Source organism: Halopolyspora algeriensis (genome assembly GCF_003337235.1).
GTDB lineage: Bacteria > Actinomycetota > Actinomycetes > Mycobacteriales > Pseudonocardiaceae > Haloactinomyces > Haloactinomyces algeriensis.
Window position 1 is genome coordinate 152,432 of sequence record NZ_QPJC01000006.1, and the last position, 24,767, is coordinate 177,198.

Consider the following 24,767-nt stretch of genomic DNA (forward strand, 5'->3'; position numbering starts at 1 on the left):
GATGAACACGGCCATTACCGTTGCACGAACAGGGCCAACCCTGTGGAGGGGACACGGGCTCTCCAGTCCCGGGCCCCACGTGCACGCTCGCGGACAAGGAGAGCACAGCATGCACGGTTTGATGCAGGATCGGCCACTGACCCTGCCGCACCTTTTTCACCGCGCGGAACGCCACTTCGGCGGCAAGACCATGGTCACCGCCACTGCCGATGGAGGCGAGAGCACCGCCACCTACGCGGAGTGGGCCACGCGGGTCCGCCGGCTGGCGACCGTGATGGACACTCTCGAGGTCCCGGCGGGCGCGCGGGTGGCGTCCTTCGGATGGAACACCCAGCGCCACCTGGAGTTGTACTTCGCCGTGCCGTGCACCGGCCGGGTGCTGCACACGCTGAACATCCGGCTGTTCCCGGAACAGATCGGCTACATCGCCGCGCACGCGGAGGACGACGTCGTATTCGTCGACCGCTCCCTGCTTTCCGTGCTGTGGCCGCTGGCCGACAAGCTCTCCACCGTGCGGCACTTCGTGGTCCTCGACGACGGTGCCGATGTCGACATCCCGGATGACCCGCGCGTGCACGACTACGAGCGGTTGCTGGCGCAGGCATCGCCCCGCGAGGGCGAGTTCCGCGTCGACGACGAGAACGCCGCCGCCGCCATGTGCTACACCTCGGGAACGACCGGCAACCCCAAGGGCGTGGTGTACTCGCACCGCTCGACCGTGCTGCACTCGCTGGTCAGCCTCACCACCGACTCGCTCGGCCTGAGTGAGCGCGACACGTTGATGCCGGTGGTCCCGATGTTCCACGTCAACGCCTGGGGTCTGCCGTACGCGGCGGTGTTCGCCGGCTCGGACCTGGTTTTCCCCGGCCCCGCGATGAAGCCCGAGGCGCTGGTCGGCGCGATCGAACGGCACCGTGTGACGGTCACGGCGGGTGTGCCGACCATCTGGATGGGGATGCTGCCGCTGCTGGGTGACCACGACCTGTCGAGCCTGCGGACGGTGGTCGGCGGCGGCTCGGCCATCCCGCGGTCGCTGTCGGAGGGATGGCGCGAGGCGATCGGCCTCCCGATCACCCAGGCGTGGGGGATGACCGAGACCAGCCCGCTGGCCTCGGCGGCGACCCCGCGCAGCCACCACGACAACCTCGATGCGGACGAACTGGCCGAGGTTCGCGCGACCCAGGGGCAGGCGGTGCCGCTGGTGGAGCTGCGCATCGTGGACATGGACACCGGCGCCGAGCAGCCCTGGGACGGGGTCTCCGCAGGGGAGCTGCAGGCGGCAGGCCCCTGGATCGCCTCCGCCTACTACGGCGACAACGTGGGCACCGATGCGTTCACTTCCGACGGTTGGCTGCGCACCGGCGATGTGGCCACGATGGACGAGCACGGCTTCGTGCGGCTGGTCGATCGCACCAAGGACCTGGTGAAGTCCGGTGGCGAGTGGATCTCCTCGGTCGAGCTGGAAAACCACATCATGGCGCACCCGCGGGTGGCCGAGGCCGCCGTGATCGCCAAACCCGATCCGCGGTGGACGGAGCGACCGCTGGCCTGTGTCGTCGTTGCCGAGGGTGAGCAGCTCACCGGCGACGAGCTGTTGGAGCACCTGCGCGAGCGGGTGGCCAAGTGGTGGCTGCCGGACGAGGTCCGGTTCGTCGAGGAGTTGCCCAAGACCAGTACCGGCAAGTTCTCCAAGAAGTCCCTGCGCGAGCAACTGCTCGGGTAGATCGATGCGCGCGGACCGCTGTGGCCGCCTGCCGATGGCCACAGCGGCCCGTGCACTCTCTCATCGGTCCCGCCGAGTGGGGGGAGGCTTGCACTCCAACGGCCGCACGGCGGGGCCCTCCAGGACGCTGCCGTCGATGTCGAAGCGGGAGCCGTGGCAGGGGCAGTCCCAACTGCGGTCGGCGCCGTTGAAGCGCAGCAGGCAGCCGAGATGCGTGCAACGCAGCGAAACCGCGTGCAGCATGCCGTCCTCATCGCGGTAGACACCGGTGCGCTCGGACCCCTGTCGCACGACACCGGCCTCGCCGCGGGGAATGTCCTCGGCGCTGCCTGCCTGTCCCGGCGCGAACCGGTCACCGACGAAGTCGGCCCCGACACCGGCGTTGATCCGGACCAGCGTCGGGGACGAGTGCGGCGAGAACCTGGTGGGCGACAGCGTCTCGGCCCACGGGTTGGGGCGCCTGCCGATGAGGTCGGCCAGCACCATTCCCGAGAACGTCCCGCCGGTCAGGCCCCACTTCATGAAGCCCGTGGCCACGAACAGCCGGGACGATTCCGGTGTGTGGGGCCCGACCATCGGGAAGTGGTCATAGGCCGTGGGGTCCTGGGCGGACCAGCGATGGGTGATCTCCTCGACGTCCCAATGGCGGTGTGCGAATTCCTCCAGGCGCCCGTACTGCTGTGCTCCCACGCCGCGGGCTCCGGTCGGGTGGCTTTCCCCGGCGAGGACGAGCAGGTCGCCGTACGAGCGCAGGGACCGCTTGGGACTGCCCGCGTTGATGGACAGCCCGCGCGGTGGGCTGCCCCGGACTCGTGCGGCGAGGCAGTAGGAGCGGTCGGGTTCGAGCCTGGCGAAGTACAGCCCGCGGTCCAGGATCGGATAGTGGGTGGCGACGACCACCTGGTCGGCGGTGACCGTGCCACTGCTCGTGCGCACCCGGCACGGCGACCCTTCCAGCACGTTCAGCGCCCTCGTGTGCTCGCACACCTGTGACCCGTCACCGTGGACGGCCCGGGCCAGCCCCAGTGCGTAGCGGACGGGATGGAACTCGATCTGGTCGTCCAGGCGCAGCGCACCCGTCACGGGAAAGGGAAGATCGGTGTCGTCGTCGAGCACGGTGGGCAAGCCGGCCTCGTGCGTGACCGCTGCTTCCCGTTCGATCGACCGGAGTTCGGCGTCGTCGACGGCGTAGGTGTAGGCAGTCCTGCGCCGCAGATCACACGAGATGCTCTCCTCCTCGCAGAGTTCGGCGACCTTGTCCACGGCGGCCGCGCTCGCCGAGGCGTACGTCGCGGCAGCCCGGCTGCCCCGGTGGGAGCGCACCGTCGAGTACAGCGTGGACTGCAGCGCGGTGACCTTGGCGGTATTGGACCCGGTGGTTCCGGAGGCCACGCGGTCGGCCTCGAGCACGGCCACTCGGGCCCCTTGCCGCTTGAGCAGCAAGGCGGTCGTCAGTCCGGTGATCCCGCCTCCCAGGACCGCCACGTCGAAGGACCGACCGTTCTCCGAAGGGGAAAAGGACGGTCGCTCGACATCCATCCACAGTGAGCTTCTCGCGGTGGCGTGGCCCATGGTCGCGCTCTCCAACGGTCGGTGGCCGCCCGAACGGCTCCGGAATTCCCGCCCCGTACCTCCGCCAAACCGCGCCGCATGGGTGCGGCGAAGCCCGTATCCTCGAAAGCTCCGGGTGAGCACTCTGCCGGAAGAGGCCGACCGTGAGCCGAGGAGGTCGCCATGGCTCGTGGCGACGGTCCTGCGCGGGACCGTGATGCCGGGCAGTCGCGCCCGCACGCGGGACCGCCTCGCGGAAGGGATGCCGCCGGTGGCCGTGCGGGTTCCACCGGGCGCACGGTGCCCGCTTCCGGCCGGCGCTCTCGGCCGCAACGAACCCGAGCGGGCAGGTACCGGCATATTGCCCTGTGTACCGTGCTCGCGCTGTTCTCGGTGGTGGTGCTCGGCGTCACCGGCTACGGCTGGCTGGCCTTCAGCGATCTCGAGCGCGGCATGTCGACCAGTGACGCCACCATCGATGCCGGTGCGGACAGGGCGGTCGACATCCTGCTGGTCGGTATGGACAGCCGTACCGATGCGCAGGGCAATCCGCTCCCGGACGAGGTATTGGCCAAGCTCCGTGCCGGCGACAACGGAGCCGAGTTGACTGACACGATGATCCTGCTGCGGATCCCCGAGGACCGTTCCCGGGCGGTGGCCTATTCCCTGCCGCGCGACTCCTACGTGTCGATTCCGGGGCACGGCAAGCACAAGCTCAACTCGGCTTTCGGGCGTGGCAAGGCCGAGGCCGCCGACAGGTTGCGCTCTCAGGGGGTGACCGAGTCGGCCGAGCTGGAACGGCGGTCCGCCGAGGCGGGCCGCAAGCTGATGGTGCGCACCGTGGAACGGCTCACCGGGGTGGGGATCGATCACTACGCCGAGGTGAACCTGCTGGGCTTCTACCGGCTCACCAAGGCTGTGGGCGGGGTGGAGGTGTGCCTGAAGGCCCCGGTGGACGATCCCTACTCGGGGGCGGACTTTCCGGCCGGGCGCCAGGTCATCTCCGGAGCTGATGCGCTGGCGTTCGTCCGGCAGCGCCACGGCTTGCCCGACGGTGATCTGGATCGGGTGGTGCGCCAGCAGGCCTTTCTGGCCGGGATGGCCCGGTCGGTGCTCTCCAGCGGCATGCTGGCCGACCCGGCCAGGCTCCGCGAGGTGTTCGATTCCCTGAAGCGTTTCGTGGTGCTGGATCAGGGCTGGGATGTGCTCGCCTTTGCTCGGCAGATGCAGGGTTTGGCCGAGGGCAACATCCGCTTCGACACGATCCCCGTCGAAGACTCGACCTACGACACCCCCGACGGGATGGCCGTCCGTGTCGACCCCGCCGAGGTCCGGGCCGCCATCCGACAGGTGGTTCACGAGCCTTCCGCTGCTCCGACGACATCGGAGCAGCGGACGAAGACGAGGCCGGAGGACACGGACGTGTCCGGCACCACCGAGCGTGCCGGCCCCGGCACGCGGCACGAAGATAGTCGGGACGGGCGAGACGGAGCCGGCCGGGAGGCCATCACCGCCGACGAGGTCCCCTGCGTGGATTGATTCGCGAGGTGGTTCGGTCCCTCTTGCTCGGGAGCGGGGAAGGGCCGAGAAGGGGCCGCCACTCCGGTGCCGTGGCCGTCGAGAGGTGGCATGGGAGCAAACAATGCGGCACCTTCCCAGCGTTGGTGCCGGCTGACTGCTCAACCAGCCGTTTTCGATCGTACGGACCCTGCTGTGCCGTGTCGAGCCTCGTCCGCGAATTCGCTGGCACACACTGGAATCCGTCTCTCCCGAGTGGACCTACCTACCGGCGAGTTGCCTGTCGCCCGGTGCTATCGTTCCCTTCGCCGGTTGAGCCCTAGCCGCGCTTGAAATCCCGTCGCCAGGGGTGGCGTGTCCGCGGTGAGCCTCCCGCAGCACTGATCCCGGCGGCTGCGAGGAGAGGCGGATGCAGGGCGAGACCGAATACGATCTGGTTCAGACATTGGGGGATCTCGCTCGTCGACTGGAAGCCGAGCAGGATCTCACTGCCACGTTGGAGGCGACCACGCACGCCGCGGTGGCCACCGTTCCCGGGGCGGACTACGCGGGCATCAGCTGGTCCGGACCTCGGCGGGTGACCGCGCAGGCCCCCACCCACGAGTTGGTGAGCTACTGCGACCAGCTGCAGTCCGAACTCGGCGAGGGGCCGTGCCTGCGGGCGATCAGTTCGCAGGACACCATCGTCGTCGACGACCTGACCCGGGACGACCGGTGGCCTGCCTTCGCTCCCCGCGCCGCCGAGATCGGTGTGCGCAGCATGATCTCGTTTCGGCTGTTCGTCGAGAGCGATACCCTCGGTGCGCTGAACCTGTACGCGACCGCGCCGGGACAATTCGGTACGCAGGCGCGGATCGTCGGTGAACTGTTCGCCTCCCACGCGGCGATGGTGCTCTCCGGCAAGAAGCGGGAGGACCAGCTCACCGAGGCATTGGCCACGCGCGATCTCATCGGCCAGGCCAAGGGGCTGCTGATGGCCCGGGAGAAGATCACGGGTGAGCAGGCCTTCCAGCTGCTGGTGCGTACCTCCCAGGACACCAACATCAAACTGGTCGAGGTGGCCCGATGGCTGGTCGACGAGCACGAGAACCCCGGCCAGGACACGCGCTCGAGATGAATCCGAACCACCGCGAACCGAGCCCGCCTCCCACGTCACCCGGGTCTGAACACGGTTCGGATGAACAGAGTTCCGTGTGGGTGGTCCGAGGCGACCGGGTGCTGCGCGAGGAAGGTGCGGATGTCGGAGCGTTCCGAATACGAGCAATTGGCCACAGCGCTCGCCCACATGGCCCGTGACCTGCTGTCGCAGCACTCGGTGCAGGACACGCTCAACCGGATCGCGGAGTACTCGGTGGAGCTCATCGAGGGCGTTGATGCTGCCTGGGCCTGCGGGGCTTTCAACCGGCATCCGCCGAGCACCGTCACGCACGATCTCGTCACCATGCGCCGGTGATTCTTCCGTGCGTCGGCATCCGTGTGTCGGCATGCTCGGTGGAGCACGTGGGTACTCGAGCGCTGCGTCACTTCAGTTCCGAGCCGAGCGCGCAACGCACTCGACTTCCCGGGAGGGTTCCATGTCCACAACAGAAACCCCCTCGCAGGCATCGCGGTCCGGCGATGCACACGTCCCGATGGTCGGCGATCAGCACACCCGGGGCGCTATGGCACTGATCGCGCTCTTCACCATCACCCCGCTGCTCGCCCTGTTCGCCGCCGTGCCCGTCGCCTGGGGCTGGGGGTTGGGTTGGGTGGATGTCGGTTTGGCCGTCCTCTTCTACTACGCGAGCGGTCTCGGCGTGACGGTGGGCTTTCACCGCCACTTCACCCACCGGTCGTTCAAGGCTCGAAAGCCGCTCCGCATCGCGCTGGCCGTGGCGGGCAGCTTCGCGGTGCAGGGGCCGGTGATGCGGCCAACTTCTGGCCGCTGGCCATCGCGTCCTTCGGCGAGTCCTGGCACAACTCCCACCACGCCGACCCGACCTGCGCCCGCCACGGAGTCGTCCGCGGCCAACTCGACACCTCGGCCCGGGTGATCTGGGTGCTGGAAAAGCTCGGCTGGGCGTATCAGGTCCGCTGGCCCACACCGCAACGCCTGGCCAAGCGGAGCCTGCAGAACGCGTAATCGTGTCAGCCGCTGCAGTGACAAGTGTGCGGGGTTGCGGCGGCGTGAACGCTGTGGCCGACTGTGGCCGAAAGGCGTGAGGCGGGAAGCGGGTGTGATGGCGGTGCGCAAGGTGAAGGATCTGACCGGGCCGGGGCACACGGACCGTTTCGGTGTCGGCGGCACCGACCTGGGGGTCATGACGACCGCGCCGGACGGGCGGCTGGTGGCGGTGTTCGGCGACACCTTCGAGCGTGCGGGCATCGGCGGGCCCGGATGGCGCTCCCCGGTCGTGCTCTTCGGGGATCCGGCGAGTGCTCGCACGGGCCTGGAGTGGACCGGCGCGGCCGGTGACGGTACGTACGCGGAACAGGTACTGCCCTACCACCACGACTCGGTGATCCACGGGCGGCAGGTCAGCACCGTGATCCCGACCGATGTCCTCACGATCGGCGCGGAGATGTATCTGCACGTGATGGTGTGCGCCGGGATCGGCAACGTGCACTGGACCGAGGTGCACCGCTCGACCGACAACGGCGAAACCTGGTCGCACACCGGAACGACCTGGCCCGGCGACCACCACGGGGGGCTGTTCCAGATGCTGACCTGGGCACAGGGCGGTGACGGCTACGTCTACGCCTTCTCCACCGGGTTCCAGCGGGACAAGGGGCTCATTCTGCAGCGTGTACCCGCCGACCGCCTCACCGACCCAGACGCATGGGAGGGGTGGGGTTTCCGCGACGGTGCGTGGGCCTGGGGCAATCCGCCGACGGTCGCGCTCACCGGCGCCTACGGCGAACTGTGCCTGCGCCCCGTCGACGGCCGCTGGTTGCTGGCCTTTTTCGATGCGGGCAACTACCGCATCGACGTGCTGAACCTGCAGGCACCCACGGACAATCTCTACGAGGCCACACGCGGCACGGTTGTGTACGGCGCCTCGTGGCGCGGCGAGGACCACGCAGGCGGGCATGTCGCCCAGCTCTACGGCGGCTACATCGTGCCCGGCTCGACACTGGAGGAGCTGCACCTGGTGGTCAGCCAGTGGAACACGGAGACCAACTGGCCCTACCGGTCGATGCAGTTCACCGGTGGTGCCCCGGGATCCGGCCGGGCAGCTTCGAGTTCACGAAGCAGCACAGCCACCGAGCGGCCTTCGCAGCCGACGTCTCGAGCTGTCGAGGGCGAAAGTTCCGGAAGCACATCGATCCTGGGCAAGGCTCGGGAGCTGGCTCAGCGGTATCTCCGGCCTCCGAATCGGTGACGCTGTCCCCGCCTCGCTGCTGATGCGGTGCACGTTCGCGCGCCGGAGCGGTTCCGCGTCACATACTCTGGGATATGGCTCTGCTGCGGCGTGGACGGCTTTCCCTGCTGGGGCGCATCTATGTGCTGGTGGTGGTCCTGGTCGGGCTGCTCGGTGTCGTCGCCGTGGGCACGCTCGGATTCCGGCAGCGGGCAGATGCTGCGACCACGCAGCTGACCACCGAGATTCACCCTGCCCAGCGGTCGGCCACCGGATTGACCGCGGCTTACTTCAACCAGGCCAGAGCAGTACGCGGATTCGAACTCACCGGTGCTCCCTCCTCTCGGGATGCGTACACGACCGGCAGGGACAACGCCGTGCGCCTTCAAGACGTCATCGCTCGGGAGATGGACGGCTACCCGGGGGTGCTGAGTTCCCTGGCCGAGGTTCGTCGGACAGGTCATGCCTGGCGCAGGCAATTCGCCGAACCGGTGATGGGAGCAGGGGAAGCATCGGCGCTGTCCCCGGCGGAAGCGCGGGCCGCGCAGCAGCGTTTCGACGCGTTGCGGGCCGAGCTGGCCGATCTGCAGAACCGGATCAACGAGATCGCCGCCGCGGAAGCCGCCACGGCCGAGGCGGCACGCACAGCGGCGAACTGGCTCACCGCGGGCACCGTTCTGGTCGGCCTCGTCGTCGCGGCAGGCACCGTCCTCTTCCTCCGCACGTCGCTGACCCGGCCGCTACGTACCCTTGTCTCCCAGGTCAATCAGGTGGCCGAGGGCCATCTCGACCGCCCGGTCGGGTCGGTGGGACCACCCGAGTTGAGCACGGTCGCGGGTGCAGTGGAGACCATGCGCAGGCGCATCCTGGACGAAACCCGCCGGATCACCCGGATACAGCAGGACCTGGCTCGCCATGAGGCGGCGGAGCGTCGGCGAGCCGAGCAGGATTACGCCACCGTGGTCACCGCTCTCGACGAGGGCGTCATCGTGGTCGGCTCGGTGGGCGTGATCGAGTCGGCCAATCCGGCAGCCCAGCGCATTCTCGGTGTGTCCGAGTCCGAGGTCGTCGGTTCCTCGCCCACGTCCTGGTCGCTGTTCGACGAGGCCGGGCAAGCACTGCGGCCGGAGGAGCACCCGTCGATGTCGGCCCAGCGGACCGGAGAGCCGGGGAACCCGCGAGTGGTCCGCTTCGAGCGTGCGGACGGGCACAGCGTGTGGCTGTCGGTCACCCCCAGCGTGTTGAACTCGCAGGATCGCCCACCCCACGCGGTCGTCGTCTCGTTCACCGACATTTCCGAGAGCCGGGCTGCCCGGCAGCGCCTGGAACACGAAGCCACCCACGACCCGCTCACCGGCCTGGCCAACCGAACGCTGGTGCTGCGGCGCTGCGACGAGCGCTCGCGGGCACACCCGATAGCCGTGTTGTACATCGACCTGGACAATTTCAAGCGCATCAACGATTCCCTCGGGCACGGCATCGGTGACGACGTGCTGCGCATCGTCGGGGAAAGGCTGGTGCACGCCACGTTCGGCGAGACTCTGGTCGGTCGCATCGGTGGTGACGAGTTCGTCGTTCTGTCTTCCGGTGAGAGCGCCCACGACACTCTCGCCGAGCTCGGCGAACGCCTCCTCGATTCCCTCACCCGGCCGATTCACCTGCAGGGCAGGCAGCTGCACGTCAACGGAAGCATCGGGATATCGGTGTCCCCGGCAGGCGACATCCGAACCGGTCAGGATCTGCTGCGCGATGCCGATGTGGCCATGTACCGGGCCAAGGCGCAAGGAAGCAGACGGTATGCGTTCTTCGACGTCGAGCTCCGCGAACGCATGCAGCGGCACATGGTTCTGGAGCAGGACCTGCGCCACGCCGTGCACCGGGACCAGCTCTGGGTGGCCTACCAGCCCGTCGTCGATCTACGCACCGATCGCACTGTCGTCGTGGAGGGCCTGCTGCGCTGGGCACACCCGTCCCACGGCGCGGTCTCGCCCGGTGAGTTCATCCCGATCGCCGAGGAAAGCGACCTGATCAACACCATCGGCGCGCACATGCTGTGCATGGCGACCCGTCAGCTCGCGGCCGAACGCGAGCGGCACGCCCTCGATCTGCGGCTCAACGCGAACCTCTCACCACGCCAGCTCGAGGATCCGCAGCTGCGTTCCGTGGTCCAGCGCGCGCTCGACGAAGCCGGGCTGCCCGCCCACGCCCTGTGTCTCGAGGTCACCGAAAACGCGATCATGCACGAGCCCACGCAGGCAATACGTGTCCTGGGCGAGCTGCGCGAGCTCGGCGTGTCCCTGGCGATCGACGACTTCGGGACCGGGCACTCCTCGCTGGCCCAGCTGCGGCACCTGCCGCTGGACACCCTCAAGATCGACCGGTCGTTCATCACCGATCTCGGTGAGTCCCGCGATCTCGAGGCCATCGTCACCGGCATCCTCACCATGGCTCACGCCGTCGGGCTCGGTGTCGTGGCGGAAGGCGTCGAAACAGCCCACCAGCTCGAACTCCTGCGTCACCTCGGCTGCGACTATGCTCAGGGCTACTACCTGAGCAAACCCGTTCCCATCGACGAACTCCTCACTTCGCAGCACGGGAGCAATCCGCGCCCGTAATCCTTCTCGCCGGGCGAGTGCGGCGGCGAACCGGTCGAGCCGGGCTAGAGCCGAGCCTTCGGTTGCCCGAGGTCCTCTCACCTTCCGTGACGCACCACGACCACCGGGCAGGCGCTGCGTGCTGCTACTGGCGCGCTCACGGACCCCAGCAGGGCGTTCACGAAGCGGCTGTGCCCGCGGCACCCCACGGCGATCATCTGCGCCTGCGCGGAGCGGTTCACCAGTGCATGAACGGGATGGTCGACAACGACCTCTTCGGTGACCTCCAGGTCCGGGTCCTCACGGCGGCATCTCGCGGCGACCTCGTACACCGTCTCCTCGGCGTAGTCCGCCCGAGCCGGGTCCCCTGCGATCACGAGATGCAACTCCACGTGGTGGCGACGTGCTTCCGCCGCTGCCCACGATACGGCCGCGGACGACGGTGCGGACCCGTCGACTCCCACCACGATCGGACGCTTCGACACCGCCATGCCAGCCCCTTTCCGAGCACTGCCATGCCGGACACACGCATATCTCTCCCGGCACAGTCGAGCATACACACGAAGCGGCGATATCAGCGGTCTGTGGGCGACGGGCTCTTGGGTCGAGGGTGCCTGCTCACCGGCATCCGGCCGCTGTACGGGGCACGATGGGGTGGTCCAGCCGATGATTCGGACCGGCCGACACGCCGGGAGGCCGATCGAGCGCCTGGTAGTTGGTGTGCTGCGACGACCGCGTCGACCGGCAGGGAAGCACGTGTCGCCCCGCCGGTGCAGTGCCCCAGAATCGGCAGTGAGCGTGTAATGGGTCGGCAGTGGGAGTGAGCGGCGGTTGGACAGCGACGATGGTGCAGAGCACCGGCGCACGTCGCCCGAATCCGAGACGGCCTGGCTGGAGCAAGTGGCCGAGGCCGCCGGCCGGGCAGCGGGCGGAGTACCGGTGGAACTGCTGGGTGACTACCTGACGCTGCTGGTCGAAGCTGCCACCACGGGGCGCCGTCCGAGGGGATCCGAACTCAAAGTGGTGAGATTGCTCGGGCAGCGGGCCGCCGAGCTGGGTGTGTCGGCGGGAAGTGTGGTGCAACTCTATCTTTCGGCGACGTGGCGGCTGTGGCAGCAATTGCCGATGGTCGCCCATTCGCGCGACAGCGAGGCCATCCGCGCCTCCGCCGAGACATTCCTGCGTGTGATCGCCGACGCGGTCGCAACCCTCGCCGAGGGGCACACGGAGGCTCGCAGGCAGCGCGTTCGGTGGGAGGAGACACTGCGCCGGGAACTGGTCGACGACCTGCTGCGCGGGGATGCCGATGTCGGAAGCCTGGTACAGCGTGCCGAACCCTTCGGACTCGACCTCACCCGAACCCATCGGGTCGCGCTGGCCATGTCCCGCGACCGGTCACCCGAGGAGCAAACCACGGCAGGTTCGCTGGAAAGGGCCATCCTGAACGCATTCGGCGACCGCGACGTGCTGGTCGCCACGAAAGAGGGTGCGCTGGTCGTCCTCGTCCCCGCAGCCGAGGCGGACGCAGCAGGCACCGCACCACCGAGCACGGGCGAGGACCTCGGCGCACTCATGCACGCCGAGCTCAGCCGCCTGTCCCGCAGCCGACCATGGCAGATCGCAGTCGGACGCTCCCACCCGGGCCCGTACGGCATCGCTCGTTCCTACGAGGAGGCCCGCGAGGCGCTCACCATGGCCGAGAGGCTGAACTGGGAAACCTCGGTGATCCACGCGGAGGAACTGCTCATCTACCGTGTGCTCGTTCGCGATCAGCCGGCCATCGCCGACCTGGTACACGCCGTGCTCGGACCGCTTCTCCAAGCCCGTGGCGGAGCCGAGCCGCTGCTTGCCACCCTGGAGGCGTACTTCGCCACCGGAGGCGTGGCCACCGAAACGGCACGCCGACTTCATCTGTCGGTACGCGCCGTCACCTATCGGCTGGACCGGGTCGGGAAACTCACCGGCTACGACCCGACTGATCCGGCGCACAGGTTCACCCTGCATGCGACGGTGCTCGGCGCGAGACTGCTCGGCTGGCCCCAGCGGGAGCTGCCCGCCGTGGGCGACTGAATCCCGAGCGGGTGGTTACCCGGCCAAAGACACTTGCCCCTGCAGTAGCGCATATCCGAGTGCCCAAGCGGTCCCGATGCCGATGATCGTCGTCACATAGCCGGTCAGGCGCCCGATGGGGTGCTCCAGGGCGAGCAGCATGAAAAACATGAACCACAGCACCGCCCAGGCGAACCAGTCGATCCCGAGCCAGATCGACCCGGCGTGGCCCTCCGCATTCACCAGGGTGAACACGCCGGTGGGCACGGCCGTGATGGCAACGAACAGGCAGTACCAGCCGAACGCATGCCCGCCCGCCTCGAGAAATTGATTCAGAGCCAGCCACAGGTAGGTGAAGGCAAAGAGGAACACAAATCCTCCCGTGGCAATGCTCACATCATCGTCGTACACCGCCCCCAGGGTGAAGGAGATGATGGCGATAATCGCACCCAGGCCACCGGTGAAGAAATTGATGACCGAGATCTCACGATTTTGAATGTAGCTGGAACGTTTTTCTTCGGCGGCGCCGTGTTCCGGACCCGATACGCGTTCCTCCTCGCGCTCCAGACGCTTCGCCTCCTGGCCGAGACGCGGACCCGCCTGGGGCTCTGCGGACGTGCTGGCTGAGGCCGCTGCACGTGCGGCGCGGGCCTGGCCGACAAGCCAGATACCGTTGATCCCGAGCACAGCACCCACATACAGCAAAACGATGCCCAGCAACATCGTTCCCCACCCCCCGTCGGCGATGACTCGAAGCCGCTCGCTGTGTCTCAGGGCCGGGTGGCGCCGCCGGCCGGTGAAGCCGTACAGCGACGCCACCCAACCCGTTTCGAAGTACTTCCCGGATCCCGCTACCTTTCGGATCCTGCGGCGGAATCGATGTGCGTACACGGGACGACGCCGCGGACATGGCCTCCCTAGTTAGCCTGTGCCAAGGAGCCTCGGCTTGCTCTCGCGGCCCCGGCGCTGCTCGGCCGGATATCGAAGTCGAAGATCTCGGTGGGCAGGTACAGGGAGCAGCACGCGTTGGGAATGTCGACAATACTGCTCACCCGGCCTTCGATCGGTGCGGCGTTCAGGATGATGTAGGCCTGCTCGCCGCTGTAACCGAACTTCTTGAGGTATTCGATCGCGTTCAGGCACGCGCGCCGGTACGCGATCGTGGCATTCATGTAGTGCTGATCGCCGTCCTCGTCCACCGAGATTCCGATGAAGGTGAGGAATTCCGTGTAGCGCGGTTCCTGCCGACCGGGCTCGAAGATCGGCATGGTCACACCGTAGGCGTCCATGCCTCCCTTTATGAGGTCCACTCCCACATCGATGTAACCGCCCATCTCCACCGCACCGCAGAAACTGATCTCGCCGTCGCCCTGCGCGAAGTGCAGGTCGCCGATGGAGTAGTTGGCACCGGGTACGTACACCGGGTAATAGACCCTGGAGCCGATGCTCAGATTCTTGATGTCGACATTGCCGCCGTGGTCGCGCGGCGGAACCGTCCGCGCGCCTTCGCGTGCAGCGCGGTCCCGCGCCTCTCCGGAGAGTCCGCCCAGGAGGGACCCGGACTCCAGGGGAGGCAATGCGAGCGGTGGCACGCGGTTCGGATCCGTATCGATCAATGCCCGCTCGCGTCGATTCCACTTCGCGAGCAGGTCCTCCGACGGAGCGCAGCCCGCCAGGCCCGGATGGATGTTCGACGTGATACGCACGCCCGGCAGGTGCCGCGACGTGGCCTGCTGACCGTGGAAGTCCCAGATCGCTTTACCCGCGTCGGGGAAGTGCTCGGTCAGAAACCCTCCGCCGTTCTCCTTGGCGAAGATACCGGTGTACCCCCAGCCTTGGCCGGCTTCCCGCCCTTGCGCGACCTCGATGTTGCTGGCAGGGCCGATATCGAGAAAGTCGACGACAAGCAGGTCACCGGGTTCCGCTCCGGCCACTCCGACAGGTCCGCTGAGCATGTGGTTGTAGTCCAGCACCATGTCCCGGATGTCGTTGGCGGAGTCGTCGTTTCGGACCTGCCCGTCGGTCCACTCCTTGCATTCGATGCGGAACTCGCTGCCGGGACGAACCTGCGCGGCAGGTGGGATATCAGGGTGCCAGCGGTTGTGCCCCGGAACCGCCTGATCCCGCATGGACTTCGATTGATCGACATGAAATACTGTCTCAGGCATTTCCATTTCCTTCTTTCGTGGCCGATATCGAAAATCGGATGCGCTCCTGCGGAGCCGCGAACAAAACGACTACCGCAGACGGATCAACGCGGAACGGAGCGGACCACTTCGGGATGATCCCGACTGGCCTCTTCCCGCTGCAGTGCAGCAGCCAACGGCGCCGGCACCGAATTTCTCAAGTGAGCGACGTGGTAGACGCGGAATGCGGGTGAATCGCAGTGTGGGCAGGCACACGAGGCCGGCGCATTCCCCAGGGAAAAGCGCGCTTCGAATTCGCCGCATGCCTCGCACCGAAACCCGTATACCACCACACCTATCACCCCTGATCGAGAAGAACAATGGATACGTGGATATTGGTTTGGCGTGCCGGAAGTGAGTTCAGTGTGCCTCAGGAGTACATGGAGGGCAACTTTTGAAGAGGCCTCGCGGAAATACTCTGCCGCAACTGGTGATCCTTTCCGGCCGCATGCGTGTCCCGATGCCCCCGGCCGGTGTCCGGCACAGGCACTGCATCGGCTGGTTCCGGCTTCGACCGGTGTGGAGCACTGTGCATGTGCGAGTGTCTGACGACGGCCACCGGGCAGGCGGCGTGACGCACGACGTAGCGCGTGGTCGAGCCCAGAGACGACTCGGGGAAGATCGTGTCCTGCTGCTTTCCGGTGGCTCCGATGACGAGCAAATCGGCGTCGCGGCCGAGATCGACCAGCGCCGGCCCCGGTCTCCCCTCGACCTTCCGGTGCTCCACCACCACCGATTCCCCGTCCACACGGAGCGGTGCCTCGCTCAGGATGGTCTCGGCGTTCGCTGCGTCGTGGACCTGATTCGCCTCCGGCCCCCGAGGGCGTCTCCGCAGCAACCCGTACCCGGGTGGAGTCGAGACATGGACCGCTCGCACCACGGCGCGGAGTGCCGCCGCATGGCCGACCGCCCAGCGCAGTGCCGTGGTCGAGTCCACCGAACCATCGATACCGACCATGATCACCCTGGACATCTCTCCACCATTCCCTCTCGCACGTTTCTTGCCCGAGCACGGGACAGCGGTTGCCTCGAGCGGTCCTCCGCGGAGTCGGCACGCAGGCAGGCAGCAATGCCGAAAAATCGTGCGGGAAAACCGCTCGCAGGACAGGAACTCGTCACCTCTGTGGTTTCGAGTCTGTCGTCGATTCGGCGATCCGGCCAGGTCCGCAGCCGGAAGCGTGCCTTCACGGGGTATTGCCGGACACCGGCAATCGAAGAACAAAAGCGCCGTGCGACCACCGGCTGGAGTACCACTTCCTTCGCGAGGCCGCTCGGGACCGCTCCTCGTGGCGTTGCCGGGAGTCGGCAGCATGATGCCGACCTTGTTGGCCGGACACGACCGGCGACGGGAGCGGCCGATTCGAGAAGAATAGGAGTCACCGGGCCGGCACACGGACTCCATCACGTCATGCGGACCGGGCGAGACTGCCTCCGCTTTCTTGGCGGACAGACCCTGATGACTGCGGGAGGTTGCTGTGCGTCCCACCGACCTTTTCGAGACACCCGATGCCGAATTCACACTGACGGCGACGAAAAACCGGCCGGACGGTGAAGGCCGTGGCCTCAAGCAATTCGACGGGGCCTGGTCGAATGGTCGGCAGGAGGAGGCGCGGATCTTCGTCCGTAACTGGCTCAACCGCGTCCTCGCCGACTGCCAGGTTCTGTCCGCCCTGTGTCGAAAACATCACCGGGTCGCTCGTTCGATGGCCCCTCACCTGGGCGCCATGCTGGCCGGGCATGCCGAGCAGCAGCTCGCTCTGGCCGACGAGTTGGCCGAACGGATCCACCTCGCCGGAGGCGTTGCCGCAGCGGACCCGTGGCGCGTCGCCGAACTCACCTGCGTGCCACGACCTCCGGACGGGGCGGAATCGGTCCAGAGCATGGTCGCTCGCCTGTTGCAGGCGCACGATATCGCTCTACGTCGCACCCGTGCGGGCGCTTGCGTACTTCGGGAGCGCGGCGACCGGATCAGCGCTGAGCTGCTGGATCCCCGCGTGGTGGACATTGCCGAGGCACAGATGCGGGAACTGATCGAGTAACTCGTCGACACGGAAGGACCTTGCTCGAGACCGCGGCACGCCCTCTCTCGGCGTCACTCGCTCCTGTTGAAGGGACACGTCATGACGGCAGAAGCGCACTGGGCCGAATACCGGAATACGACCGTGACGGCGCGCCCCACCCCGACACTGTCAGTGCTGTGGCTGCTGCGCAGGGCAGTGCTCGGTCCGGAAGAACAGCACTTGGGGCATGTGCGAGATGTTGTGGTGCGCCCGGGTGAGTGCCGCTATCCCCTGGTCGCCGGGGTGGTGGCTCTCCTGGGAGGCTGCGAGGTGTTCCTGCCGACAGCGGCGTTGGCCTGCCTGCCCCCCGAGTGGGTGCAGCTGACCAGCGCTGTGAAGCTGCGGAGATTCGCTCATCGCGACGGGGATCTCCTGCTGGGGGCCGAAATCCTTGATCGGCGCCTGAGCACATGGTTGCATCGCCGCCCGGTCCGTGCTCACGATCTCCTGCTGTCACCTTCGATCGACGGGTGGCTCCTGTCCAAGGTGGTGATACAGAATCGGGTACACCGTTGGCTCCGATCCGGGCAGCACGACGGGCTGCTTGATTGGAAAGCGGTCCGGACTCGATGATCCCCGATCACCGGGTCGAGAAAGCTCTTCCGTCGATCCGGCCGACCTCACGGTGGGATCGTGCCATCCAACCGGCCCGGCTGTACCGGTCGCCGATCCTCGGCTGCGATGCCGGCGATCTCCTCTCGGTCTCGATCGAGCCTCTGCACGGCAAGGTGGCGCACTCACGCATCCGAGCCGTAGAGCGCGGCGATGTCTTCGGATGCGGCCCACCGGCTGTAGGTGGGCGACTGCGGCCAGCCCTCGGGCGAGTCTTGCCACTCCTCCTGCCGCCCGTACGGCAGCAGGTCGATCAGTGCGAAGCTGTGGCTGAGCTGCTCGGTGCCGCGGCCGTTGGTGTGCCAGGTGCGATACACGGTGCCGCCGTCGCGCAGGAACACGTTGACGGCGAATCCTCCGCCGGGCGGTGCACCGACGTCGGTGCCGAAGGGACTGTTCGCTGTGGAGTACCAGGTCATTGTGTTCCCGACCCGCCGCTTGTAAGCGAGTGCCTCGTCGATCGGACCTTGGGTGACGATGACGAACCGGGCGTCGTAGTTGTCCAGGAACTCCAATCGGGTGAACTGTGAGGTGAACCCGGTGCAGCCCGGGCACTGCCACTGCTCGCCGGGGAACCACATGTGGTTGTAGACGATCAGCTGCGACGCACTGCCGAAGATGTCCGCCAGCCGGACCTGCCCTTGCTCGCCCTCAAGGGTGTAGTCGGGCATCGTGACCATCGGCATGCGGCGGCGCTGCGCGGCGATCGCGTCGAGTTCTCGGGTCGCGGCCTTTTCCCGGTCGCGCAGTGCGTCGAGTTGGCGCTGCCAGGTATCGGCGTCGACGACGGGCGGTAGTGCGTTGGTGGCCATGGCTCCCCCCCCGATCATGGTCGTGTGCACAACTTGCGGTTTGCAGGTATGGACCCTGCCCGGGCGACGAACTCATCGGTGACCGGCCGCGCCGATCGAAAGGTCGTGTACCTGCCGGAAAGACCGCAGGCACCATGCCCGTGAGCGCCTTCCGCAGGTAGTCGCCCAGGTAGGCCGCATACAGGGGCCTGCGGCGAACCGCTCGTCCGTGCGCGTTGGGTCCCGTGTCTCGCGATAGCTTGTGATGAGGGGCGAGCTGCAGGGAGGTGACCGTGGCGGACGAATTCGACGTGGAGGGGTTGGCGACCTCGTTTGCGCATATGGCTCGTCATCTGCTCGCACAGGATTCGGTGGGCAGCACGTTGGATCGGATCGCCGCCCATGCGACGCTGCGGATCGATGGATGTCAGGAAGCCAGCATTGTGGTGTTGGACGCCAATCGGCAGCTGAGCACTGTGGCATCGACCGGTGATCTGGGCCGGGAGTCGGATCGGATTCAGGCCGAGCTGGGCGAGGGGCCGCATTTCGAGGTGGCCGAGAACTACCAAGAGGTTTACCGGATCGCCGACATGGGCGGCAGTGGGGATCGCTGGCCGCGCTACGCACCGAAGGCTCGTGCTCTCGGCATCGGCAGCATGATGGGGTTCCTGCTGTTCACCGCGTGGGACCGCCTCGGTACTCTGAATCTCTACTCCTCGCGCCCCAACGCGTTCACCAAGCGTTCCGAACAGGTGGGGTGGATTTTCGCCTCGCACGCCGCGGTGGCGTTCGCCGCTGCCCGCAACGACGCGCAACTGCACGAGGCGATCGCGACCCGTCAGGGCATCGGTGAGGCGATGGGCATCATCATGAATCGCCACAAGACTTCCGAGGAGCAGGCGTTCGAAGTGCTGAAGAAGAGCTCGCAGGAGCACCACGTCAAGCTCCGCGACATCGCCCGCCAGGTGACCGAAACCGGTGAGATCCCGGAGTGAGTGGCGCGCCCTTCGCCTCTCTCGGCGGCCCCGGAGGGGGCGCCCTTGACGGAGAGAAGAAACTCTGCACCCGCGCACTCAGCCGATGAGGGCAGGTTCAACCGGTCATCGCAACTCGCTCAGCCTCGTCGAGGACGACACCAGCCACGCTGACCGAATGCTCGGACGTCTGCGACATACCGTTCTCCGCAGTGCTGCCACCGGATGACGGCGATGGCTTTGTCATCGTGGTGCTTCGAGCGGGGAAGAGCTTGGCCGTTCGGGTCCTGTTCGGTCAGAACCGGCTCGTGAGCATTGTGATCGTGGAGTTACTCGCCGCTGACGGCGCGCCCTTGGAAGTCTTCGTTGATCAGTGCTCGGACTGCTTCGGTCAGGAGAGTTTTCCTGCGCCCGTCGGACAGGCGGGTCACGCCGTGGAGTAGCTCCGCTGCGGTGATCGCTGTCGTGGCCACCTCGTCGGTGGGCAGAGCGTCCAGCCACGACAGCACGTTCGTGTCAGGAGTCTGCCGGGTCAACTCCGAGAGAACGCTGGTGTCGAGAACGATCATGCGTCGAAGGCCGCCGCGCGGGGTGCCTCGCTGCGCGAGGGCAGATCGAGTTCGGCATCCTCGATGGTCGCGAACCGGGCGTGAATGCGACTGCCCAGTCCCCAGGCAGGCAGCGGAGAAGAAGACAGCTGATCCTGCAGGATCGCCCGAACCTCGGCCTCCATGGAGCGCCCATGTTGGGCAGCGCGGACACGCAGTCGTGCGTGGAGCTCGTCGTCGAGCCCGCGAATCGTCAGTGTCGCCACTGCGTTCACCTCTTTCCGCTGCCGTTGACAGCAATGCTGGCAAATGTCTTACCGGGGTCGAAGCTGATCAGCAGCACGTGCGGTCAAACCTCCGGCTGCCCGAGAGCGGGCGAGGTCTTCGGGGCACGGTCGCTGGTGATCGTGTGGGGACGTGCGATCCGTTCGATGGTGCAAGGTCGCCGTCCGGCGGCAGGTGGTAACAGCTTTGGATCACCGGAGTGCGTGGCCGTGTCCGCGCATTGCCCGCGAGTACCTGTAGGTAGCTGGGTGCTGATGGGCAAGAGGTCATCAGCAATGATGAGGGCTCCTGCGTTGAACAGGACGTGGCAGTTCGGGCATAGGCACAAGACGTTGGTGGATATCGGGACCCTCGTGGGGACGTCCAAGTGCCTGGATGTGGGCGTCTTCGGAGTAGCCGCAGTTGCCGACAGTGAGGCGTACGTGGCATGTCTGGGAGGTGTGGTCGTGGAGGTCCTTCACGTGGTTAGCTACCACGGTCGACCGTACGAGCCGTTGTGTCGTTGCGGTACGTCGGGTGGAGGAGTGGTTGCCATCTGGTCGACTCGTGGTCTCGCGAGCGGTGGACGGTTCTCTGGGCTGAGTACCGTGGTGTCGAGCTGTGTCAGCCGGTAACGGCAGACTTGAAAGCCGCTTCGGCCGGCTTCGCGCCATGCGCTCTCGACTCGGAATAAACCGCCGTAGCGGTAGCCGGTGGCTGGTGCGTGTGGCGGCTTGATCACCGTATCCGCCCCTTGATTTTATTCAGCTTGTCACGCAGCAGGAGCGCCGCTATGTAGCCGATGTCTTTGAGTGGTTGATAACGTCTCCTTCCTGTTGAGGTAGCTTGATCCCGCTTTTCCGGACGTGGATGTTTCGCTCGCATCTCTTCGATTCTCCGTTCGTATTCGGCTTGGGTGTGTTTTTCCACAGGACCGTGTCGAAGACAGTCATTGGCGACAAGGTGGGACATGCACTATCATTGATCGTTCTATGGACGTAGTCGAGTTGCCGGCGCGGTTGCCGACACGTCGATCAGTCGTTGGCATGGAAAACCGCACCTAACTCCTAGTCCAGTACACGCATCGTGACTCAGCCCGGGGTGGCCTCACGAATGTTCACCGATACGAGTCAACCAGAGCGAACGGAAGGAACACTCCGTGGCATCCTTACGGCTCGCCGAATGGAGAAGCAATCCAGCGTCTCGCCGACCCGAGGTCACGAAGGAGTTATATCATACGTTTGAGCGGAGATCACCCTCGTCGAGATGTACAAACGTGCACGTTAGCTGGGTGGTGCGGAGATTGTTAACAGCAACCAGATCGTGACTATTCCCATGTTGATTTGTAATCCTATCGAAATCTTCGGAGTTGGTTGCCACCCCGGCCAATCCGTAGGGCCCAGCAGTGCGATCCTGGGGACGGTCTGATTTGATGAGTATCCGGTTGTGCCGTGCGGCGATGCACACGTCTTACCGCCGCAGCGAGAGGAGTAAAAATGGGGCCGCTGTCTGACCAATTGACGCAGAAGAGCATGAACGCCTGGTATTTCTCCTTTGAGTTTCCGCCCGAGTTTGGTGGCGGCCTGAGCAGCTACATGGGCGTGGTGGCAGAAGCATACGGCCGGCGTAACGACGGATTCTTGGTAGTCTTCACGTTGTCGTTCGACCAGTCCGGTCTCATGACAACCCGATACCTTCACGACAACGTTCTGTTGGTTTCCCTGAATCCCCGGCGCTCACTGGAAGCTAACAGCTTGGGCTGGTGGGTCAACGTCTCCCGTCTGTTCGAGCGCTTTGCTGACCTGCTGATGGTACAGGTCGAATCTGGAGCTCTAAATATACCCCGGCCAAATTATATCGAATTCGCTGACGGATTTGGTATTGGTACGCTCACCGTTCAGCAGAAACTCTGCGGGAACTCACGATTCGCTCAGATTCCTATTGTTGTCAACGCCCATACGCCGACGTACATCATCAATCGGATGAATCAGGTCCCCGTCTATCGGTTGCCGAACTACTGGACCGGGAAGATGGAGCTGCAAGCCCTCGCTGGTGCTGACCTTGTGATTGGCCCGTCACAGGCGATCCTCGATGTGCTCCAAGATGAACTCCAAGAGACCGGGGCCCGATTCCGTCGCGCAGAGGTCCTCCACAATCCGTTCTTCGTCGAAGAGTATGAGTCCGAGGAGCAGCCAGCAGATTTCGACCACTTCTACATGGCGTCTCGCTTGACCCACTGGAAGGGGCCGGAGCAAGCCATCCAAGCTATGCAGGTCCTGTGGTCCGCAGGAGTCGAGGTTCCTCTCCTGGTCTACGGTGAGGACAAGTACTTCGAACCTGCGGACTCGATGTACAGCGCGTACATCGAGAAACAGTACAAGCGGTGGGTCGACAGGGGACTGATCCAACTGATGGGTAAGGTGCCGCGCGAGGAAATCAAGGCACGCGCCAGAACAGCCTTCGCGCAACTTCACCCATCGCACTTCGACAACTTTCCCTACAGCGTCGTCGAGGCAATGAGTGAGGGACAAGTCTGCATCGCAGGTGTTGACGGCGGTATCAAGGAGATCGCGACCGACGGATACAACATCATTCTCGCCGATGTGAACGACCCGAAGTCGTTCTCTTCCGCACTGGAACGAGCCATGGGCTTGAACTCCGAAGAGCGTGCAAAGTTCGCGGAGAACGCCATGCAGACTGTTCGTAGCAGTTGCGATCCCGATTTCTACCTCACTAAGAAAGAGAAGATCGTCAGCGAGTTGGAGCACACAGAGGTCGATGGTGGGCCGTCCCAGGCCAATGACGGAGGTCTTCCTGAAAGCTTTCCTTTCCTATCACCGCCTGACGAGGCATGTGTTTTTCCGGTAGCTGAATCTGACGAGGGCCCTGCGTTGTCGGTGGTGATCCCATATTTCAACATGGGCGAGTTCGTAGACGAGACAATCGAAAGCGTTACCTCCTGCACCATCCAGAATCTTGAGATCGTTCTCGTGAACGACGGGAGCAATGACCCGGCGTCGATTGCCCGTCTTGACGAATTACACAAGACCCACGGCCTCGATGAACAACGGCTACGGATCGTGAACATTCCCAACGGAGGAGTCGCGAACGCGCGCAATACGGGAGTCAGGGAAGCCCGGGCGCCCTTGGTCACGCTGCTGGATCCCGATGATCTTGTTGCCTCGCGCTATTACGAGAAAGCGATACGGATTCTCCGCCACTACGCGAACGTGTCTTTCGTGGGCGCCTGGATCGAGGACTACAACCAGGAAGGTCGGATTCGTAACTGGGCGACCTGGAATGCTGAGCCACCGATCCAGCTGCTCATGAATCAAACCAATTGCCAGTCACTCGTGTACAAGCGAGAGGCGTTCTTGCAGGATGGCGAACATGACTCGGATCTTCGCATGTTTCTGGACGATTGGGAGGGCGTAATCTCGTTGTTGGCTGGTGGCCACCGCGGAGTAATGATTCCAGAGCCCCTGTTCCGGTACCGAATTCGCGGTGATTCGATTTTCCGGACGAAGACCGGCTTGTGGAGCCTGAACAATGAAAAGATAGTTTCGAAGCATCGTCATCTGTACAATACATGGGGGGCCGAGATTGCGGCGTTTCTCAACGCGAACGGCCCCAACAATTTTTACCACGTTGCTGGCAAGCAGAGTCAATTGCCGCCAATGAGAGCCGAAAGGGATCGTCTCGCTGCGTCCGTCAGGAAACTCAAGAAGACGATTGATACTATGCGAGCTTCGGAAACGTGGCGAGTGGGAACCGCGATCACGCGACCATTGGCGGTTCTCACTCGGAGGCGGTGACCAGTGTTTTGGTCCCTTCGCGATAGTATTAGGTGCGTTGCGCTGGGCTGACAGTGCGATTGGATGAGTTGATCGACAGTGAAAAGAAGAACCTCTGGCAGAGAAGTGTCGAATCGGACTTCCGTAAGTCTTGGTAAGCATGTGACAAGTACTGCGGACCCACAGTTCGAAGAGTGGCATACTAATCCCCATGTGTCGACACAGCCGTTCCATTTGGGAGGCATGCTTTGGGTTGGGTCCGCCTTGGGTCAGGGCACTGTACGTGTGTCCACGGTAAAACCGGTGGATGACAATCCTTTCTACCGAATTACGCCCGTAGGAATGGGAGCGATACACTGGTTGGCGATAGAGCAAGAACTCGATGTGTCTAATGTGCGCGCCCTCGGCGAGATAACTTCGGTACTGGATGCTGCGGCGCCCCAGTCCGCGTCGCTGTTCGCTCTGCTGCGACTCGGTCTTCCCGCGGGTGGGCATGTCGACGCGAGTTCGGGCCAGATCGAGCTGCGCGGAGAGCGATGCTGTGAATCGCTTCCGATAGACCTGCACGACCTTCCTCAGGGGGCGCTGGGGAAGGCCACCTCTGCCAAGCTTATCCTCCTCTTCGAGGCACGCGACGTGGACATTGACTTCTATGGCCTCGAAGTGCGGGGAATCGTCCGGTCGAATCAGGCGATCACCTAGGAGGGAAGGATGCGGTCGGCGGCGTGGACACATGGTGGCTCCTTCGATCATGGGGTAGGC

At 65.3% G+C, this 24,767-nt stretch carries 21 protein-coding genes and 1 pseudogene; 13 read left to right on the forward strand and 9 right to left on the reverse strand.

What is annotated here, in order from left to right; translation table 11 throughout:
* The first annotated feature begins 109 nt into the window (after positions 1-109).
* Positions 110-1,723: a long-chain fatty acid--CoA ligase gene (locus DFQ14_RS11545; RefSeq protein ID WP_114453232.1), complete on the forward strand. Its 1,614-nt coding sequence runs from the start codon at positions 110-112 to the stop codon at positions 1,721-1,723.
* 60 nt (positions 1,724-1,783) lie between these two features.
* Here DFQ14_RS11545 and DFQ14_RS11550 read toward each other — a convergent pair whose 3' ends face one another.
* On the reverse strand, positions 1,784-3,262 hold the full coding sequence (locus tag DFQ14_RS11550; protein ID WP_246195796.1) for an FAD-dependent oxidoreductase: 1,479 nt from the start codon (positions 3,260-3,262) through the stop codon (positions 1,784-1,786).
* A 195-nt stretch (positions 3,263-3,457) separates the two neighbouring features.
* Here DFQ14_RS11550 and DFQ14_RS11555 point away from each other — a divergent pair, with 195 nt between their 5' ends.
* From DFQ14_RS11555 to DFQ14_RS11580, 6 genes and pseudogenes are all read left to right on the forward strand, one after another.
* Positions 3,458-4,813, forward strand: a complete 1,356-nt coding sequence (locus tag DFQ14_RS11555) for an LCP family protein (protein WP_114453234.1) — start codon at positions 3,458-3,460, stop codon at positions 4,811-4,813.
* Positions 4,814-5,201: 388 nt separating this feature from the next.
* A complete protein-coding gene (locus DFQ14_RS11560) occupies positions 5,202-5,909 on the forward strand; it encodes a GAF and ANTAR domain-containing protein (RefSeq protein ID WP_114453235.1) in 708 nt (235 codons plus the stop codon).
* A 120-nt stretch (positions 5,910-6,029) separates the two neighbouring features.
* A complete protein-coding gene (locus tag DFQ14_RS11565; RefSeq protein WP_114453236.1) occupies positions 6,030-6,245 on the forward strand; it encodes a hypothetical protein in 216 nt (71 codons plus the stop codon).
* A gap of 121 nt (positions 6,246-6,366) precedes the next feature.
* Positions 6,367-6,914: pseudogene (locus DFQ14_RS11570) on the forward strand (hypothetical protein).
* A gap of 97 nt (positions 6,915-7,011) precedes the next feature.
* The gene (locus tag DFQ14_RS11575) at positions 7,012-8,154 is read left to right on the forward strand and encodes a DUF4185 domain-containing protein (RefSeq protein WP_114453237.1); all 1,143 of its coding nucleotides are present in this window, start codon (positions 7,012-7,014) and stop codon (positions 8,152-8,154) included.
* Between the two features lie 74 nt (positions 8,155-8,228).
* Positions 8,229-10,748: an EAL domain-containing protein gene (locus DFQ14_RS11580; protein ID WP_114453238.1), complete on the forward strand. Its 2,520-nt coding sequence runs from the start codon at positions 8,229-8,231 to the stop codon at positions 10,746-10,748.
* A gap of 77 nt (positions 10,749-10,825) precedes the next feature.
* Here the strand turns inward: DFQ14_RS11580 and DFQ14_RS11585 are convergent, their stop codons facing one another.
* Complete coding sequence (locus DFQ14_RS11585) at positions 10,826-11,218, reverse strand: universal stress protein (RefSeq protein WP_114453239.1); 393 nt, start codon at positions 11,216-11,218, stop codon at positions 10,826-10,828.
* Positions 11,219-11,558: 340 nt separating this feature from the next.
* Between DFQ14_RS11585 and DFQ14_RS11590 the strand changes: the two genes are divergently transcribed.
* Positions 11,559-12,797 carry a PucR family transcriptional regulator gene (locus tag DFQ14_RS11590; protein ID WP_246195795.1) on the forward strand — a complete coding sequence of 413 codons (1,239 nt, stop codon included), beginning with the start codon at positions 11,559-11,561 and terminating at the stop codon, positions 12,795-12,797.
* A gap of 15 nt (positions 12,798-12,812) precedes the next feature.
* Here DFQ14_RS11590 and DFQ14_RS11595 read toward each other — a convergent pair whose 3' ends face one another.
* The 3 genes from DFQ14_RS11595 to DFQ14_RS21865 form a co-directional block, all read right to left on the reverse strand.
* Complete coding sequence (locus DFQ14_RS11595; protein ID WP_257233651.1) at positions 12,813-13,595, reverse strand: AmiS/UreI family transporter; 783 nt, start codon at positions 13,593-13,595, stop codon at positions 12,813-12,815.
* Positions 13,596-13,693: 98 nt separating this feature from the next.
* The gene (gene fmdA / locus DFQ14_RS11600) at positions 13,694-14,944 is read right to left on the reverse strand and encodes a formamidase (RefSeq protein ID WP_114453240.1); all 1,251 of its coding nucleotides are present in this window, start codon (positions 14,942-14,944) and stop codon (positions 13,694-13,696) included.
* 388 nt (positions 14,945-15,332) lie between these two features.
* A complete protein-coding gene (locus DFQ14_RS21865; RefSeq protein ID WP_158546691.1) occupies positions 15,333-15,935 on the reverse strand; it encodes a universal stress protein in 603 nt (200 codons plus the stop codon).
* 502 nt (positions 15,936-16,437) lie between these two features.
* Here DFQ14_RS21865 and DFQ14_RS11610 point away from each other — a divergent pair.
* Positions 16,438-17,001 (forward strand): Dps family protein, encoded by a 564-nt coding sequence (locus DFQ14_RS11610; protein WP_158546692.1) that lies wholly within the window; start codon positions 16,438-16,440, stop codon positions 16,999-17,001.
* 81 nt (positions 17,002-17,082) lie between these two features.
* Positions 17,083-17,595 (forward strand): hypothetical protein, encoded by a 513-nt coding sequence (locus DFQ14_RS11615; protein ID WP_114453243.1) that lies wholly within the window; start codon positions 17,083-17,085, stop codon positions 17,593-17,595.
* 164 nt (positions 17,596-17,759) lie between these two features.
* On the opposite strand, the gene DFQ14_RS11620 is transcribed toward DFQ14_RS11615, so the two are convergent.
* Positions 17,760-18,446 (reverse strand): DUF899 domain-containing protein, encoded by a 687-nt coding sequence (locus DFQ14_RS11620; RefSeq protein WP_114453244.1) that lies wholly within the window; start codon positions 18,444-18,446, stop codon positions 17,760-17,762.
* Between the two features lie 272 nt (positions 18,447-18,718).
* On the opposite strand from DFQ14_RS11620, the gene DFQ14_RS11625 reads away from it, so the two are divergent.
* Positions 18,719-19,420 (forward strand): GAF and ANTAR domain-containing protein, encoded by a 702-nt coding sequence (locus tag DFQ14_RS11625; RefSeq protein WP_246195794.1) that lies wholly within the window; start codon positions 18,719-18,721, stop codon positions 19,418-19,420.
* 308 nt (positions 19,421-19,728) lie between these two features.
* Here the strand turns inward: DFQ14_RS11625 and DFQ14_RS11630 are convergent, their stop codons facing one another.
* The 3 genes from DFQ14_RS11630 to DFQ14_RS22645 form a co-directional block, all read right to left on the reverse strand.
* A complete protein-coding gene (locus DFQ14_RS11630) occupies positions 19,729-19,968 on the reverse strand; it encodes a PIN domain-containing protein (RefSeq protein WP_114453245.1) in 240 nt (79 codons plus the stop codon).
* Positions 19,965-20,213, reverse strand: a complete 249-nt coding sequence (locus DFQ14_RS11635; RefSeq protein ID WP_114453246.1) for a FitA-like ribbon-helix-helix domain-containing protein — start codon at positions 20,211-20,213, stop codon at positions 19,965-19,967. The genes DFQ14_RS11630 and DFQ14_RS11635 overlap by 4 nt, the downstream gene beginning before the upstream one ends.
* 488 nt (positions 20,214-20,701) lie before the next feature.
* Complete coding sequence (locus tag DFQ14_RS22645; RefSeq protein WP_114453247.1) at positions 20,702-20,953, reverse strand: YDG/SRA domain-containing protein; 252 nt, start codon at positions 20,951-20,953, stop codon at positions 20,702-20,704.
* A gap of 754 nt (positions 20,954-21,707) precedes the next feature.
* Between DFQ14_RS22645 and DFQ14_RS11645 the strand changes: the two genes are divergently transcribed.
* Both DFQ14_RS11645 and DFQ14_RS11650 read left to right on the forward strand, forming a co-directional pair.
* Positions 21,708-24,026, forward strand: coding sequence for a glycosyltransferase (locus DFQ14_RS11645; protein WP_114453248.1), 2,319 nt, complete (start codon positions 21,708-21,710; stop codon positions 24,024-24,026).
* Between the two features lie 282 nt (positions 24,027-24,308).
* Positions 24,309-24,707, forward strand: coding sequence for a hypothetical protein (locus tag DFQ14_RS11650; RefSeq protein WP_141921392.1), 399 nt, complete (start codon positions 24,309-24,311; stop codon positions 24,705-24,707).
* Positions 24,708-24,767 lie beyond the last annotated feature (60 nt).